Origin of the sequence: Isoptericola sp. NPDC019571, assembly GCF_044389385.1 — a bacterium.
In the GTDB taxonomy this organism is placed as follows: Bacteria; Actinomycetota; Actinomycetes; order Actinomycetales; family Cellulomonadaceae; genus Isoptericola; species Isoptericola nanjingensis.
Window position 1 is genome coordinate 320185 of the sequence record NZ_JBIRXZ010000005.1, and the last position, 14495, is coordinate 334679.

Below are 14495 nucleotides of genomic sequence, written 5' to 3' on the forward strand. Positions count from 1 at the left end.
ACCCGGCGGCGTGCCGGGCGCGGCGGGACGGCGGGGAGCGGAGGAGGCGGGGCTCCTCCTGGGACTTTCGGAGGGATCGGCGCGGCGTGCGCCTCGGCTGCGGCTGCGCGAAGTGCGCTTCGTGTCGGGCATCACATCCATTCTGTCACTCGCCTCCGACACGCTTGCCCCGATCACGCGGTGGGTCCCAGAACCGGGTCACCGCTTACCGCCGCGTGATCCCGCCGTCCGGCAGGACGGCGGGGCCCGCGACCGGCCCCACGACGGGGCCGGCGAGGCTGCGGTCAGCCCACCGCGACGCGGTCGGCGGGGCGCCCGTCGACGTCCTCGGCCGCGCCTTCCGTGCCCGCTGTGCCGGGGAGGCCCGTCTGGTCGAAGAACGCCAGCTCGTGCTCGCACGCCGCGCGGAACGCCGCCGCCATCCGGTCCCGGGTGGACGCGTCGGACGCCGCGGCGGCGCGGCGCAGGATCGCGACGGCCTCCCGCGTCGCGCCCGCGAACGCGTCGTCCGCGTAGGTGCCCAGCCACTCAGCGTACGGGTGGCCCGCGTGGTTGCGGGCGGCCAGCCGCTCCCCCACGTCCTGGTAGATCCAGTAGCAGGGCAGGACGGCGGCCACGAGGGTCGCGTAGTCGTCGCCGGCCGCGCGCAGGTGGTCGAGGTAGGCGGCCGTCGTGGCGCTGGCGGGCACGTCCTGCGGCTCCCCGCCCAGCCAGCGCGTGTGGAGGTCGAGCTCCGTCACCAGGGCGCCGTGCGCGCCACCGGCCCAGAACGCCTGCTCGGCCCGCGTGGGCGCGAGCTCGCTCGCCCGCGCGAGGCAGCGCGCGTAGTCGCGCAGGTAGAGCGCGTCCTGCTCCAGATAGGTGCGGAAGTGGTCGGGGTCGAGGGTCCCGTCGCCCAGCGACCGGACGAACGCCAGGTCGTCGATCGCGGCACGCACGTCCGCGGCGTCGTCCCACCACCGGGCGACGACGTCCTCCGCGCCCGCACCGGCCGCACGGGACGGCGCCTGGGGTTCCGCGCCGCCCGCGCGCAGCCCCACCAGGTGGTCGACGGGGCCGTTCCCGCCGCCGACGCGCAGGGCCTCCCCCGCCCGGATCGCCGCGGTCAGCCAGGCCTTCGTGCCGCGCAGCGCCTCCGCCCAGTCGCCCGTGCGCGCGTACCGGGCGGCCAGCCCGCTGGACAGCGAGCAGCCGGTGCCGTGGGTGGAGGTGCTGGTCAGGCGCGGGCCGGGGAGCTCCACGAGCACGCCCTGCGGGCCGACGAGGGCGTCCGGGGCGCCCTCCTCCCTCGCGTCCGGACGCGCGAGCAGGTGGCCGCCCTTCGCCACCACCAGGACCCCGTGCCGGGCGGCCAGCCGTCGCGCCTGCTCGAGGGCGGCGGGCCAGTCCGCGGCGGGGGGCTCCTGCGCGAGGACCGCGAGCTCGGGCAGGTTCGGCGTCACGACGTCCACCCGGCCGAGCAGGTCCCGCACGGCGTCCTCGGCCGCCGGGTCGAGCAGCCGGTCCCCGCTGGTCGCCACCATGACCGGGTCCAGGACGACGGCGGGGCGCGCGGTCGTGCCCGACCGGTCGGACGTGGCGTGCGACAGCGCGTCGAGCCACGCGGCCACCGCCCGGGCCACCGGGGCCGAGGCGAGCATCCCGATCTTCACGGCGTCGACGGTCACGTCGTCGGTGACGGCGTCGAGCTGCGCGGCGAGGAACGCGGGGGGCGGCACGTGCACGTCGCGCACGCCACGGGTGTTCTGCACGGTCAGGGCCGTGACGGCGGCCATCCCGTAGCCGCCCGCGGCCGCGATCGACTTGAGGTCGGCCTGGACGCCCGCGCCCCCGGACGGGTCGGACCCGGCGACCGCCAGGACGCGGGGCCTGCTGCCCGTCCGGAGCGCCCTCGTCGGCGACGAGACGGGAGCGGGGGCGGCGTGAGCAGGGGTGGTGCTGCCGGCGCGGCCGGCGGAGCTGTCTTCAGGTGCGCGCGCACTCATGTCGACATCCCTTCGCTAGTACGAGCTAGATCAGGTTCGACGGGTGTGTTCTCAGCGCCCGCCGGCCGGCCGTGACGAAGTCGCGGCGATGACCGGTCGGGACGCACCCCGTGTCGTGGCGCCCACCGTAGCCCAGGTCGGCACCGGCGGGTCCGGCGTCCCGCGCGGGTGCGTCGTTCCTGGCTCCGCCGTCGTCCGGGCGGCCGCCCGGGGCGAGACTGCAGGTCCCGGCCGACGCCGCGGTAGGGTGCGGGGGTGCCCGTGGTCGTCCGTCGTGTGCGCGAGCTCCTCGTCGCCGGCACGACGCTCAGCATCGCGGCCGCCGCCCACCTGCTGGCCGGCGGCGCGCTCCCCGGGGCACCCCTCGCCTGGCTCGTCGTCGCGGCGCTCACGGCGCCGCTCGCGGTGTGGACCGCGCGCCGCAGGCTGACCCTCCGGCGCCTCCTGCCGGCGATGGTCGCGCTGCAGCTCGTCCAGCACACGACGTTGTCCGTGCTCGGCGCGGCGGGCACGGGCGCTCCCTCGGCACCGCTCCCGACCCCGGGCACCACCCTGGACGGGCACGCGCTCCACGCCATGGGCCCGGGCTCCCTCGCGCCAGCGACGGGCGGCGGGCTGCTGCATCACGCGGGCGACGCCGGGACGACGTCCTGGATGCTCGCCGCGCACGCCGCCGCGGTGCTGCTCACCGCCCTGCTGCTCGCGGCGGGCGACCGGGCGGCCCTCACCGTCGTCGGGCACCTGCGGCACGTCGCGCTCCTCGTGCAGGAGCCGCCGGCGCTGCCGGTGGTCCGCGAGCCCGCCGTGGTCGTCGGGCGCACCTGGCGCCCCCACCCGGCCCGCGTCCGCCGGCGCACGCCCCCACGAGGACCCCCTCTGCTCCCGGGCGCCCTCGCGCGCGCCGCCTGACCCTGCCCTGGTCCGTCGTCGGACGGGGGCGGGTCCCTCGCCGTCCCACGACCGCCTGACACACCTGACAGCCAGGAGCAGAAGAACCCATGTCCAGGACCACCCCTGTCATCACCCGTGCCCTCCGCCCGCGCCGCCTCGTCGGCGCGGCCGCGCTCGCCCTCCCCGCCCTCGTGCTCGGCGCGACCGCCGCGTCCGCGCACGTGACCGTGACCCCCGACGCGGCCGAGGCCGGGTCGTACGCCACCCTCACCTTCAAGGTCCCGAACGAGTCCGCCGAGGCGTCGACCACCGCGGTGCAGGTCGACCTGCCCACCGACACCCCCTTCACCAGCGTGTCCGTCGAGCCCGTGCCGGGCTGGACCGCGAAGGTCACCCAGGCGCCCCTGCCCGAGCCCGTCGAGGTGCACGGCACCACCGTCACCGAGGCGCCGGCGAGCATCGAGTGGACCGCCGACGACGCCGACGCCGGCATCGCGCCGGGCGAGTTCCTCCGGTTCACCGTGTCGGCCGGCGCGGTCCCGGACGGCGTGGCGGAGATCGTCCTCCCCGCCACCCAGACCTACTCCGACGGCGAGGTCGTCGCCTGGGACCAGGAGGCGTCCGGCGACGCCGAGCCCGAGCTCCCGGCCCCTGTCCTGCAGGTCGTCCCGGCCGCCGAGGACGGCGGCCACGGCGCGGCGTCGGCGGCCGGTGCCGGCGACGCCGCCACGGACGCGCACACCGACGCGGCGGCCGAGGACGGCGGCTCCGGCACCCTCCCGCTCGCGCTCGGCGCCGCGGGCCTCGGGCTCGGGCTGGTCGGCGCCGTCACCGGCGTGACCGCCCTCGCCCGGACGCGCGCACGGGCCACCGACACGGACGGCACGGACGGCACGGACGGCACGGAGCAGCGATGAGCGCGCCGGACGGCCGCCCCGCCGCGCGACGCGCCCTCGCCGCGGCCGGGTCCTTCGCGCTCGCCCTGGGCCTCGGCGCGGCCGGCGTCGTCGGCGCGGCGGGGCCCGCGAGCGCCCACAACGTCGTCGTCGGGACCTCGCCCGCCTCGGGGACGACCGTGACCGAGCCGCCGGAGTCCGTCGACGTGACGTTCGACGACGTGGTGCTCGACCTGTCCGCCGAGGGCTCCAGCACGGTGATCACCGTGACGGACGCCGACGGCACGGACCACGCGACGGGGTGCCCCACGACGCAGGACCGCACCGTGTCCGTCCCCGTCGCGCTGGGCGAGGGCGGCGAGTACACGGTCGACTGGCGGATCGTGTCGGCCGACGGGCACCCCACCAGCGGCGAGTACTCGTTCACCTACGAGCCGCCCGCCGGGACCGAGGCGGCCCCCGCGGCGGACGTGACGCCGTGCGCCCCGGCCGGGGGCGCGGACGAGGCGTCCGACGGTGCCGCGGAGGGCGCGTCGGCCGCCGCGGACGCCGGGGGCGGCGACGCCTCCGAGCTGGTCGTGGTGCTCGGCATCGCGGGCGGCGTCGTCGTGCTCGCCGGCGCGGCGGTGCTGGTGGCGCTGCGGCTCGCCCGACGTCGCGGCTGACGCGCCGCACCCGCGACCTGTCAGGGCCAGGGCCGGAATGACCGCCGCGCCCTGGCCCTGACGGGTCGCCGTCGTGATGCTCCCGGGCGTCCGCGTCGTCGTCGGGTCGTCGTCGGGTCGTCGTCGGGTCGTCGTCGGTCGTCCCCGGACCCCGCCGGAGCCGCCTACGATGCCGAGCATGGATGCGGGGCAGATCGTCGGGATCGTGACGGGCCTGGTCGTGGTGGTCGTGCTGGTCACGGCGGTGGTCTTCTGGGCGGCACGACGCCGCAGGGCGGCGCGCGGGCGGGCACAGGACCTCGAGGCGGAGCTGCAGCGCCTCGGCCTGGAGGCGGGCTCCGCCCTGGTGCGCGCGGACGAGCGGGCCCGCCTCGCGGAGGACGAGCTCGCCTTCGCCCAGGCGGAGCTCGGCGACCGGGAGACGCGCGAGCTCGCGCCCACGCTGCGGCGGGCACGCGAGCGCCTCTCCGAGGCGTTCCACCACAACCAGCTCCTGCACGACCACGTCCCGGACACCGACCAGCAGCGCCGGGAGTGGTCGGCGCGGATCGTCGACCTGTGCCGGTCGGCCGACGCGTCCTTGGACGAGCTCGACCGCGGGCTCGCCGCCCTGCGGCAGACGGTCCGCTCGACCCCCGACGCCGTCGACCGGGTCGACGCCGAGCTGGCCCGGGTGCGCGAGGCCGTGCCCGCGGCACGCGCCGACCTCGAGCGGCTGCGCGAGCAGTACGCCGAGCGGGCCCTGCTGCCCGTCGCGGACAACCCCGAGCAGGCGGAGCGCCTGCTCGAGTTCGCGGGTCGCAGCACGGCGGCGGCCCGCAAGCGCCTCACGACCCAGCAGGTCGCGGAGGCCGGTGCCGCGGCCCGCGCGGCGGAGGAGGCCGTGCGCCGCGCCGAGGGGCTGCTGCGCGCCGTCGACGACTACGAGGCCGAGGCGCTGCGCGCGGAGGCGGCGCTCGGCGCGATCGTCGCGGAGTCCCGTGCCGAGCTCGCCCAGGCGCGCGCGCTCCCGGCGGCCCAGCGGGCGGGGCGCATCGACGGCGCCGTCACCGCGCTCGAGGACGCCCTCTCGGCGCTGCCCGCCCCGGGCGACCCGGGCGACCCGGTGGGCTCCCTCACCCGCGTCCGGGAGGCCAACACCGCCCTCGACGACGCCGTGGCCGAGCGGGCGGAGCGCGACGAGCGCGCGCGCCGGGCGGCGTCGCGGCTCGGGCCCGCGCTCGACGACGCCGAGCGCCAGCTCGCGGCGGCGCGGTCCGTCGTCGACGACTACCGCGCCCCCGTGGGCCCCGACGCCCGCACGCGCCTGGCCGAGGCCGAGCGCGAGGTGGCGCAGGCCCGCGCCGCGGAGGACCCCGAGCGCGGGGTGGCCGCCGCCCGCCGGGGCGCGGCGCTCGCCGCGGAGGCCGCGACCCTGGCGCACCGCGACATCGCCCGGTCGGGCCAGGGGCAGCGCTGGGACGGCGGCTACAACGGCGGACCGGACGGGTACGGCGGGGGGTACGGCTGGCAGGGCGGCCGCCGCCCTGGCGGCCGGGGCGGCTCCGACGTCTTCGGCGCCGTCCTGGGCGGGATGGTGCTGGGCGGTATCCTCGACGACATCGGGGACATCGGGGACATCTTCGACTGACGTGGACGGCGCCGCCGGGGTACGCGCGGGGGACGACGGCGCGGGGACGGCGAGCACGGGAGGGCGGATGACCACCACGGTGCGGCGGCGGGTGCGGGTGCACGGCCGCGTGCAGGGCGTCGGGTTCCGCTGGTCGACCCGCGAGGCGGCCCGCCGGGCGGGCGTGGGCGGGCTCGTGCGCAACCTCCCCGACGGGACGGTCGAGGCGGAGGTCGAGGGCACGCCCGACGCGGTGGACGCGATGCTCGCGTTCCTCCGCGAGGGCCCGCCCGGGGCCCTCGTCACGGGGGTCGACGTCGAGGACGTGCCGCCGGTCGGCGAGACCGCCTTCGACGTCAGCGGCTGACGCCCCGCACGGTGGCCGGCACGCGCGCCGCCACGAGCTCGACGACGCCGGCCCGGGTGCGCGCGTGCTCCTCGATCGCGAGCCCCCGGTCGAGCACCCACCGCATCGGCCGGCGCCGGAAGTGCTCCCCGGCCAGCGGGACGCTCACCGCGTCCGCGAGCGCCTGCAGCGCCCGCACCGGCCAGGCGCTCGAGGCGACGTGGTCGGCCAGCAGCAGCAGGCCGCCAGGGCGCAGCACCCGCGTCATCTCGGCGAGGGCCGCGCGCTCGTCGGCGATGCCGCACAACGAGAACGTGCACACGACGGTGTCGAACGCGGCGTCGGGCAGGTCGAGCGCCTGCGCGTCGCCGACGCGGAGGTCGGCGTCCGGGTCGATCCCGAGCCCCAGGCGGGCGGCGCGGCTCCGCGCGACGTCGAGCATCCCGGCGCTCTGGTCGACGCCCACGTAGCCGTCGGGCCGGGCGGTCACCGCGGGCGGGAAGTGCTCGAGGTTGAGCCCCGTGCCGACCGCGACCTCGAGGGTGCGGCCCTCGGCCAGCGCGCAGAGCCTCTCCCGCACGCCGGGGAACATGCGTCGCTCGGCGGCCGTGAACGCCCGGTCGTAGCCCGCGGACTCGCGGTCCCACCGCCGCCGCAGCCGCGCCGCACGCCCGCGCTCTGCGCGCCCGTGCTGCGCGCCGTCGTCGCTGGTCACCGCCCCAGGTTCCCACGGCCGCCGGGACCCGCGACAGGGCCGCGGACCACGTAGCATTTCGCAGGTGACGAGTCCCACCCATGCCCGACCCGCCCGACGCCGCGGCGCCGGCAGCGCGATCGTGGGCGGCGTCGGCGAGATCCTCATCACTCTCGGGGTGGTGCTCGGGCTGTTCGTCGTCTGGCAGCTGTGGTGGACGTCCGTCGAGGCCACGGCCCAGGCCCAGCAGGTCATGCAGGAGTTCGAGGCGACGCTGCCGCCCGCCAACCCCGAGCCCGCCGAGCTGCGCACGGACGACCCGCCGGTGCCCGACGCCGTCGGCTACGGGGAGACGATCGGCACGCTCATCGTGCCCGCCTGGTACGGCCTGACGAACAACGCGATGCCGATCGCGGAGGGCACCGGCATGGACGTGCTCGACCGGGCCATGGCGGGCCACTACGAGACGTCGCAGCAGGTGGGCGACATCGGCAACTTCGCGCTCGCCGGGCACCGGCGCACGCACGGCAACTCGTTCCGGCACGTCGACAAGCTGGAGGAGGGCGACCAGATCATCGTCGAGACGGCGAAGACCTGGTACGTCTACGAGGTCACCGACCACGAGATCGTCACGCCCGACCAGGTGGACGTCGTGGCGCCGGTGCCCCACCACCCGGACGAGAAGCCCACCGAGCGGCTGCTGACGCTCACCACGTGCCACTCGCTCACCCTGGGCGAGTACGGCAACGACCACCGCTGGATCACGTACGCGACCTTCGTCGGCTGGATGGACCGCGCCGACGGCACCCCCGACCAGGTGCGCTGACCGGTCCGCTGGAGCTGGAGACGACATGTACGCGTGGATCTTCCACCACCTGCCGGGCAACGTGTTCTGGCGCGTCCTGCAGTCGCTGGTGCTGGTCGCCGCCGTCGTGGCGGCCCTCTTCCTGTGGGTGTTCCCCGCGATCGCCCCGTACCTCACGCTGCTGGAGGGCGACCCCGCGGTGGGCTGACGCCCGGCCCGACCACTCAGCTGCTCGCGCGCACCACCAGCTCGGGGTCGAACAGCACCTCCTCGGGCGCCGACGCGGGGTCGTCGATCTCCCGCAGGAGGATCTCCGCGGCGGTGGTCCCGATGGCCTCGGCCGGCTGGCGCACCGTGGTCAGCGGGACGGCGCCGGTGGTCGCGAACGGGATGTCGTCGTAGCCCACGAGCGCGACGTCGTCCGGCACCCGCACCCCGCCGTCCAGCAGGGCGCGCACGAGGCCGAGGGCGTGCATGTCGTTGCCGGCCAGGACGGCGTCCGGTCGCCGGCCGGGGGCCGCCGCGGCGATGCGGCGGCCCACCTCCGCGCCCTCGGCCATGCCCAGGTCCGCCGAGTGCACGACCTCCAGCGTCGCCCCCGCGGTGCCGTCCACGACCTCCTGCATCCCGGCGAGCCGCCGGCGGACCTGCTGCACCCGGGCCCGGCCGGTCGCCGCGAGCAGCCTGCGGCGGCCGCCGTCCACCAGGTGCTGCGCCGCGAGGCGGCCGCCCTCCCGGTGCCGCAGCGAGACGGTCGACAGCCGCCCGGCCGGGTCCTGCTGGTCGACCACCACGACGGGGCTGCCGCGGTCCTTGCGCGCCGTCAGCGCGACCATCTGCGCGTCGTGCGGGGCCACCACCATGCCGTCGAAGCGCAGCTGCTCGAACAGGGCGACGAGGCGCTCCTGCTGGTCGGGCGACTCGTGGGTGCTGCCCGTGACGAGGGTGAGGTCCGCGCCCGCGACCACGCGCTCGACGGCGGTCACGACGTCCGCGAAGAACGGGTTGGACGCGTTGATCACCGAGACGCCGACGATCCCGGACCGCTGCCAGCGCAGCTGCCGGGCCGACAGGCTCGGCACGAAGCCGAGCTGCTCCACGGCGGCCCGGATGCGCGCCGTCGTCGCCGGCGCCACCTTCTCCGGGCGGTTGAGGTAGTTGGAGACGGTCGCCGCCGACACGCCGACGTGCCGCGCGACGTCGTGGATGGTCACCACCGGGGCTCACCCGCCAGGACGGTGCGGTGCAGGATGGGCGGATGGACACGCGACCGACGCCCCGCGCCCCGCTGCGCTTCGGGGTCAAGCTGACGCAGGACGCCCCGGTCGACACCTTTCGCCAGGTCTGGCAGGTCGCCGACGAGGCCGGGTTCGACCACGTGTGGGTGATGGATCATCTCGCCTCCCTGGGCGCGGACGACGACCGTCCGATCTTCGACGCGTGGGCCATGCAGGCGGCGATGGCCGTGGCCACCTCGCGGGTGCGGATCGGCTGCATGGTGTCGGGCAACTCCTACCGCCACCCGGTGATGCTGGCCAAGCTGGCCACGACCGTCGACCACCTCTCGGGCGGCCGGCTGGAGCTCGGGATCGGCGCCGGCTGGAACGAGCACGAGCACACGATGTACGGGCTCGACCTCGGCACCGTGCGCGAGCGCATGGACCGGCTCGAGGAGTCGCTGCAGATCCTCACCTCGCTCTGGACCGAGCCGCGGACCACGTTCGACGGCGCGCACTACCGCCTGGCGGACGCGGTCGCCGAGCCGAAGCCCGTGCAGCGCCCGCACCCGCCGATCTGGGTGGGCGGTTCCGGGCCACGGCGCACCCTGCGGCTGGTGGCGCGGTTCGCCGACGCGTGGAACGACACGTCCAGCACGCCGGAGCAGGTGGCGGCGCTCGGCGAGGTGCTCGAGCGGCACTGCGCCGACGTCGGCCGGGACCCGGCCGAGATCCGGCGCACCGTGCAGCTGCGGCTGCGCGAGCACCCGCTCGCCGAGCTCCCGGGGCTGGTGGAGCGGTACGCCGCGGCGGGCGTGTCGGAGTTCGTGGTCGTGCTGTCCTCGGGCGAGGCGGCGCTGCGGGAGCTCGACGGCGTGGTCGCCGCGCTGCCCACGCTGCGCGGCGCCGCCTGAGCCGGCCCGCACTACGCCGCGCCCGCCTGCGCGGCGTGCAGCGCGGCGTACCGGGCCCCGCGCCGCAGCAGCTCGTCGTGGCTGCCGACCTCGACGACGCGGCCGTGCTCGAGCACGACGATGCGGTCCGCCGCGCGCACCGTCGAGAGGCGGTGCGCGACGACCAGGGTCGTGCGGTCGCGCATGAGGCGGTCGAGGGCGTCCCGGACGACCGCCTCCGCCTCCGGGTCGAGCGCGCTGGTGGCCTCGTCGAGGAACAGGACGCGCGGGTCGCGCACCAGGGCCCGCGCGATGGCGAGGCGCTGGCGCTGGCCGCCCGACAGCCGGGCGCCGCGCTGCCCGACCACCGTGTCCCAGCCGTCCGGGAGCGCGTCGACGAACTCGAGGGCGTTGGCGTCGCGCAGGGCGGCGCGGACCCGGTCGTCGGTGGCGGCGTCGTCGTCCAGCCCGTATGCGACGTTCTCCCGGATCGTGCCCTCGAACAGCACCGACTCCTGCGGCACGACCGACACCCAGCGCCGCACGCTGCGCAGGTCGAGCCCGGCCATGTCCGCGCCGTCGAGCAGGAGACGGCCGGCGGTGGGCCGCACGAACCCGAGCACGAGGTTGAGCAGGGTCGACTTGCCGGAGCCGGACGGCCCGACGAAGGCGACCGTCTCCCCCTCCCGGACCTCGAGGTCGACGTCGTGCAGCGCGTCCTGCGTCGCGTCCGCGTACCGGTGCGACACGTGCTCCAGGCGCAGGTGCCCGCGCACCTCGTCGACGCGCCGGCGTCCCTCGTTGCGCTCGAGGTCGGGCTCCGCGAGCACCTCCGCGATCGAGCGCACCGACTCCACGCCGCGCGCGGTCACGGGCACGAGGTTGAGCACCTGGGTGAGCCCCTGGGTGAGAAGGCCGAAGTACGTCGACAGCAGCACCACCTCGCCGGGCGTGACGGGGATGAGCCCGGTGAGGGAGACGACGGCCGCGAGCACGAGGCAGCAGACGCCGAGCAGCTGCATCGCGACCCACGAGACGGACGCGACGCGCCCGTTGAGCAGGTCCAGCCGCAGGGCGGCGCGGCGCACCTCGTCGGCGCCGTCGGCGACGCGGGACACGGCCGTGCGCTCCAGGCCGTGGGCGCGCGTCACGGGGATGAGGGACGCCATCTCCCCCACCTGGGCCGAGAAGCCCTCGATCTCGCGGCGGAACTCCGCGTTGCGCGCCTGCGAGCGCCGCGACATCGTGCGCCGGATGACCAGCGCCGTCGGGATGGCGAGCGCGTAGACGGGCAGGAACTCGGGGACCTTCAGCGCCGTCATGGTGATCGCGCCGACCATCACCATCGCCGCCGACAGGAGGGGGTGCGTGACCTGCTGCAGCATGAGCTCGACGTTCTCGACGTCGCGCACGACCTTGCTCTGCACGACGGCGGAGCTGGCCCGGGAGTAGTAGCCGATGGACAGCTCCTGGAGCCGCTCGACCAGCGCGTTGCGCAGGGCGGCGCCCGTGTCGCGCACGACGGTCATGAAGTTCCGCGTGTACACGATGTGGTTCGGGTAGTTCTGCGCGAGGAGCACGACCGCCACGGCGAACCAGATCAGCACGGTCGTCACCGGCCCACCCTGGGCGACGACGTCGATCACGGCCCCCGTGATGACCGGCAGGAACCACAGGGGCGTCTCCTTCACCGCGAAGGCGAGGAGCGCCACCGTCATGCGGCGCGGCCGTGTGGCCAGCAGGCGCAGCAGCGAGCGCACCGGCCGTCGGCCGTCGAGGAGGGGCTGGTCGGACGTGCTGGCAAGGGCTTTCCGGCGCACGAATCGATTCTAGTCAGACCGGTCAGGCCCGTTCTCAGCGAGGCCCGTCGGGCCCGTAGGACCGCGACACGGTGGCAACGCGCACCTGATAGTCGGAGTACCAGGCGTCCCGGCCCCGCCGCTGCGCCACCACGTGCTCGGAGACCTGCTTCCACGCGGCGGCCGCGGCGTCATCGACCCAGTACGAGACCGTGATGCCCAGGCCGTCGCGGGCGGACTCGATGCCGAGGAAGCCCGGCTCGGCACGGGCGCGCTCCTCCATCCGTTCGGCCATGCGGGCGTACCCCTGGTCGCCCTCGGTGCGCAGCGACGTGAAGATGACGGCGGTGTAGGGCGGGGCGGGTGTGGTGGCGATCACGTCGGGATCGTAGCCGGACCGCGGGCGTGACGACGAGTCCCTGCGGTCCTCGCCACAGTCGGGCCCAGACGGTCGGAGGGCGCCCGCACCGCGACTAATCTGATGCCGTGGCTACCTTCTCGAGCGTGACGCGCCAGCACATCCTCCGGGCGATCGAGGAGCACGACGACCGCGGCCCCGACGCCTTCGTCGGCGTCTACGGGTTCACGCCGACGCCCGGCCACACCTTCGTCCACGAGGAGCGCACGTACGACTCCAAGGCCGTGCTCGGCGTCGCGCACAAGTACGCCACGGGCGTCCCGGCGCGCGCCGAGGACCTCGTCGACGCCAAGTGCGACGACGCCGCCCTCCTGCGCAAGCACGGCTTCGTGGCCACCGCCCCCGCGTCGGCCGCGCCGGCCACGGCCCGCAAGGCCGCCGCCCCGCGCCGCAAGGCCGCGAGCGCCCCGACCCGCAAGCCCGCCGCCCCGGAGCCCGAGCTCGCGATCTGCCCCACCTGCTTCACCGCGCTGCCCGCCACCGGCATCTGCGACGAGTGTGGCTGAGCCCCGCCCGCTGACCCGGCGGCCCGCGAACCCCGCACCCCCGCAGGCGCGGGTGCGGAGGGCTCGACAGCGGAGGGCTCGACAGCGGAGGGCTCAGCCGCCCTGCTGCCGCACGCGCGCGGCCTGCGCCGTCAGGTGCGTGCGCTCCGCGGTGCTCGTGGCCGCGTCGGCGGCCAGGGCGTAGCGCCGTGCCGCCTCGGCGAGGTCGCCCGCCCGCTCGTGCAGGAAGGCCGCAGCGGCGTCCCGGCGCGGGACGTCGGGCGGCAGGTCCTCGACCAGGCGCAGGCCGGCGAGCGGACCGTCCACGTGCCCGACGGCGACGGCGCGGTTGAGCTCCACCACCGGGTTGCGGGGCTCCAGCCGGACCAGCTCGTCGTACCACTCGAGGACCTGCGGCCAGTCCGTCTCCTCCGCCGTCGCCGCGTCGTCATGGAGGGCGGCGATCGCCGCCTGCGCCTGGTACGGCCCGAGCCGGTCGCGGGCGAGGGCGCGCTGCAGCAGCGCGACCCCCTCCGCGATCGCCGTCGTGTCCCACCGGGAGCGGTCCTGCCGATCGAGCGGCACGAGCTCACCCGCCGCGGTCGTCCGGGCGTCGCGGCGGGCGTGGTGCAGCAGGAGGAGGGCCAGCAGGCCCGCGGCCTCGGCGTCGTCGGGGACGGCACCGACGAGCTGGCGCGTCAGCCGGATCGCCTCGGCCGCGAGGTCGACGCCGTCGGCCCGGCCCGTGGGCCCGCCCGTGAAGCCCTCGTTGAAGATCAGGTAGAGCACGCGCAGCACGGCGCGCACGTCCCCGGGCTCGCCGAACCGCTCCCCCGCCACCGTCCGCTTTGCGCGCGAGATGCGCTGCGCCATGGTCGCCTCCGGCACGAGGAACGCGCGGGCGACCTGCGCCGTCGTCAGCCCGCCGACCGCACGCAGGGTGAGGGCCACCGCCGAGGCCGGGGAGAGCGCCGGGTGGCAGCAGCGACTGAGCAGCAGCAGGGTGTCGTCGGCCTGCTCCGCCGGGCCGGGCGGGGGCTCGAGCGTCACGCGGATCTCGCGCTGCGCGCGGGACGACGCCGACCGGCGCGCGTCCACGAACTTGCGCCACGCGACCGTGACCAGCCACCCCTTGGGGTCCGACGGCGCGCCGCCCGGGGCGTCCCAGCGACGCACCGCCTCCAGGAGCGCCTCCTGGACGGCGTCCTCGGCCGTCGCGAAGTCGGCGCCCCGCCGGACGAGGACGCCGAGGACCTGGGGGCCCAGGTCTCTCAGCGTCTCGTCCCGGTCGGTCGGCGTCATCCGGTGACCTCGGCGTCGTCCGTGAGGAAGGGCCGCACCTCGATCCACTCGTGCAGCGGACGCCCCCCGGGGCCAGGGGCCGAGGACAGGTATGCCGCGGCCTCGTACGCCCGGTCCTGGGAGTCGACGTCGATCGCCATCCACCCGGCGATGAGGTCCTTGGTCTCGGCGAAGGGCCCGTCGGTGACCGGCGGCCGCCCCTCGCCGTCGTACCGCACGAAGTCCCCGCGCGGGGAGAGCGCCTGGGCGTCCACGAACTCGCCGCGCTCCTTGAGGTCCTCGATCATCCGGCCCATGAACTCCATGTGGGCGGTGACCTCGTCGGGCGTCCACCGGTCCATCGGCACGTCCGTGCCGGGCACCGGCTCCGGGATCCCGCGGTAGTGCTTCAGCAGCAGGTACTTGGCCATGGTCCACATCCTGTCGTCGCGGGCGGCGCCTGTCACCGCCGACACCCCAGGGACGGAGCCGCGCGCCGGTTCTCGACATC

At 76.4% G+C, this 14495-nt stretch carries 16 protein-coding genes and 1 riboswitch; of the genes, 9 read left to right on the plus strand and 7 right to left on the minus strand.

The genetic code is table 11. The annotated features are described in order from the left end of the window. Nucleotides 1–284 precede the first annotated feature (284 nt). Nucleotides 285–1985 (minus strand): bifunctional hydroxymethylpyrimidine kinase/phosphomethylpyrimidine kinase, encoded by a 1701-nt coding sequence (locus tag ACH443_RS11730; protein ID WP_430590393.1) that lies wholly within the window; start codon nt 1983–1985, stop codon nt 285–287. Next, nucleotides 1976–2106, minus strand: a riboswitch (TPP riboswitch). Its footprint overlaps the gene before it by 10 nt. Nucleotides 2107–2240: 134 nt before the next feature. Here ACH443_RS11730 and ACH443_RS11735 point away from each other — a divergent pair. The 5 genes from ACH443_RS11735 (at nt 2241) to ACH443_RS11755 (ending at nt 6413) form a co-directional block, all read left to right on the plus strand. Then, entirely contained in the window at nt 2241–2894 is a 654-nt protein-coding gene (locus tag ACH443_RS11735; protein WP_430556204.1) for a hypothetical protein, read from the plus strand. A gap of 89 nt (nt 2895–2983) precedes the next feature. Then, on the plus strand, nt 2984–3793 hold the full coding sequence (locus ACH443_RS11740) for a YcnI family protein (RefSeq protein WP_430590394.1): 810 nt from the start codon (nt 2984–2986) through the stop codon (nt 3791–3793). After that, on the plus strand, nt 3790–4437 hold the full coding sequence (locus ACH443_RS11745) for a copper resistance protein CopC (protein WP_430590395.1): 648 nt from the start codon (nt 3790–3792) through the stop codon (nt 4435–4437). The genes ACH443_RS11740 and ACH443_RS11745 overlap by 4 nt, the downstream gene beginning before the upstream one ends. Before the next feature lie 178 nt (nt 4438–4615). Next, a complete protein-coding gene (locus ACH443_RS11750) occupies nt 4616–6067 on the plus strand; it encodes a hypothetical protein (RefSeq protein ID WP_430590396.1) in 1452 nt (483 codons plus the stop codon). 67 nt (nt 6068–6134) lie between these two features. Beyond that, nucleotides 6135–6413, plus strand: coding sequence for an acylphosphatase (locus ACH443_RS11755; RefSeq protein WP_429763456.1), 279 nt, complete (start codon nt 6135–6137; stop codon nt 6411–6413). Here the strand turns inward: ACH443_RS11755 and ACH443_RS11760 are convergent. After that, complete coding sequence (locus ACH443_RS11760) at nt 6403–7107, minus strand: class I SAM-dependent methyltransferase (RefSeq protein ID WP_430590397.1); 705 nt, start codon at nt 7105–7107, stop codon at nt 6403–6405. The two genes, ACH443_RS11755 and ACH443_RS11760, sit on opposite strands and share 11 nt — an antisense overlap. A gap of 64 nt (nt 7108–7171) precedes the next feature. Here ACH443_RS11760 and ACH443_RS11765 point away from each other — a divergent pair, with 64 nt between their 5' ends. Together ACH443_RS11765 and ACH443_RS11770 are read left to right on the plus strand one after the other, a co-directional pair. Beyond that, complete coding sequence (locus tag ACH443_RS11765) at nt 7172–7912, plus strand: class E sortase (RefSeq protein ID WP_429763454.1); 741 nt, start codon at nt 7172–7174, stop codon at nt 7910–7912. Between the two features lie 25 nt (nt 7913–7937). Beyond that, nucleotides 7938–8099 carry a hypothetical protein gene (locus ACH443_RS11770; RefSeq protein WP_429763453.1) on the plus strand — a complete coding sequence of 54 codons (162 nt, stop codon included), beginning with the start codon at nt 7938–7940 and terminating at the stop codon, nt 8097–8099. A gap of 16 nt (nt 8100–8115) precedes the next feature. Here ACH443_RS11770 and ACH443_RS11775 read toward each other — a convergent pair whose 3' ends face one another. Then, nucleotides 8116–9105 (minus strand): LacI family DNA-binding transcriptional regulator, encoded by a 990-nt coding sequence (locus tag ACH443_RS11775; RefSeq protein WP_430590398.1) that lies wholly within the window; start codon nt 9103–9105, stop codon nt 8116–8118. Between the two features lie 44 nt (nt 9106–9149). Between ACH443_RS11775 and ACH443_RS11780 the strand changes: the two genes are divergently transcribed. After that, complete coding sequence (locus tag ACH443_RS11780) at nt 9150–10022, plus strand: LLM class F420-dependent oxidoreductase (RefSeq protein ID WP_430590399.1); 873 nt, start codon at nt 9150–9152, stop codon at nt 10020–10022. Between the two features lie 11 nt (nt 10023–10033). On the opposite strand, the gene ACH443_RS11785 is transcribed toward ACH443_RS11780, so the two are convergent. Together ACH443_RS11785 and ACH443_RS11790 are read right to left on the minus strand one after the other, a co-directional pair. Beyond that, nucleotides 10034–11821, minus strand: a complete 1788-nt coding sequence (locus ACH443_RS11785; protein ID WP_430590400.1) for an ABC transporter ATP-binding protein — start codon at nt 11819–11821, stop codon at nt 10034–10036. A gap of 34 nt (nt 11822–11855) precedes the next feature. Next, nucleotides 11856–12179, minus strand: coding sequence for an antibiotic biosynthesis monooxygenase family protein (locus ACH443_RS11790; protein ID WP_429763449.1), 324 nt, complete (start codon nt 12177–12179; stop codon nt 11856–11858). A gap of 125 nt (nt 12180–12304) precedes the next feature. Here ACH443_RS11790 and ACH443_RS11795 point away from each other — a divergent pair, with 125 nt between their 5' ends. Beyond that, nucleotides 12305–12724: a hypothetical protein gene (locus tag ACH443_RS11795; protein ID WP_430590401.1), complete on the plus strand. Its 420-nt coding sequence runs from the start codon at nt 12305–12307 to the stop codon at nt 12722–12724. Between the two features lie 93 nt (nt 12725–12817). Here the strand turns inward: ACH443_RS11795 and ACH443_RS11800 are convergent, their stop codons facing one another. After that, nucleotides 12818–14005, minus strand: coding sequence for an RNA polymerase sigma factor (locus ACH443_RS11800; protein ID WP_430590402.1), 1188 nt, complete (start codon nt 14003–14005; stop codon nt 12818–12820). Continuing rightward, entirely contained in the window at nt 14002–14415 is a 414-nt protein-coding gene (locus tag ACH443_RS11805; RefSeq protein ID WP_429763446.1) for a YciI family protein, read from the minus strand. Before ACH443_RS11805 ends, ACH443_RS11800 begins: the two co-directional genes overlap by 4 nt. Nucleotides 14416–14495 lie beyond the last annotated feature (80 nt).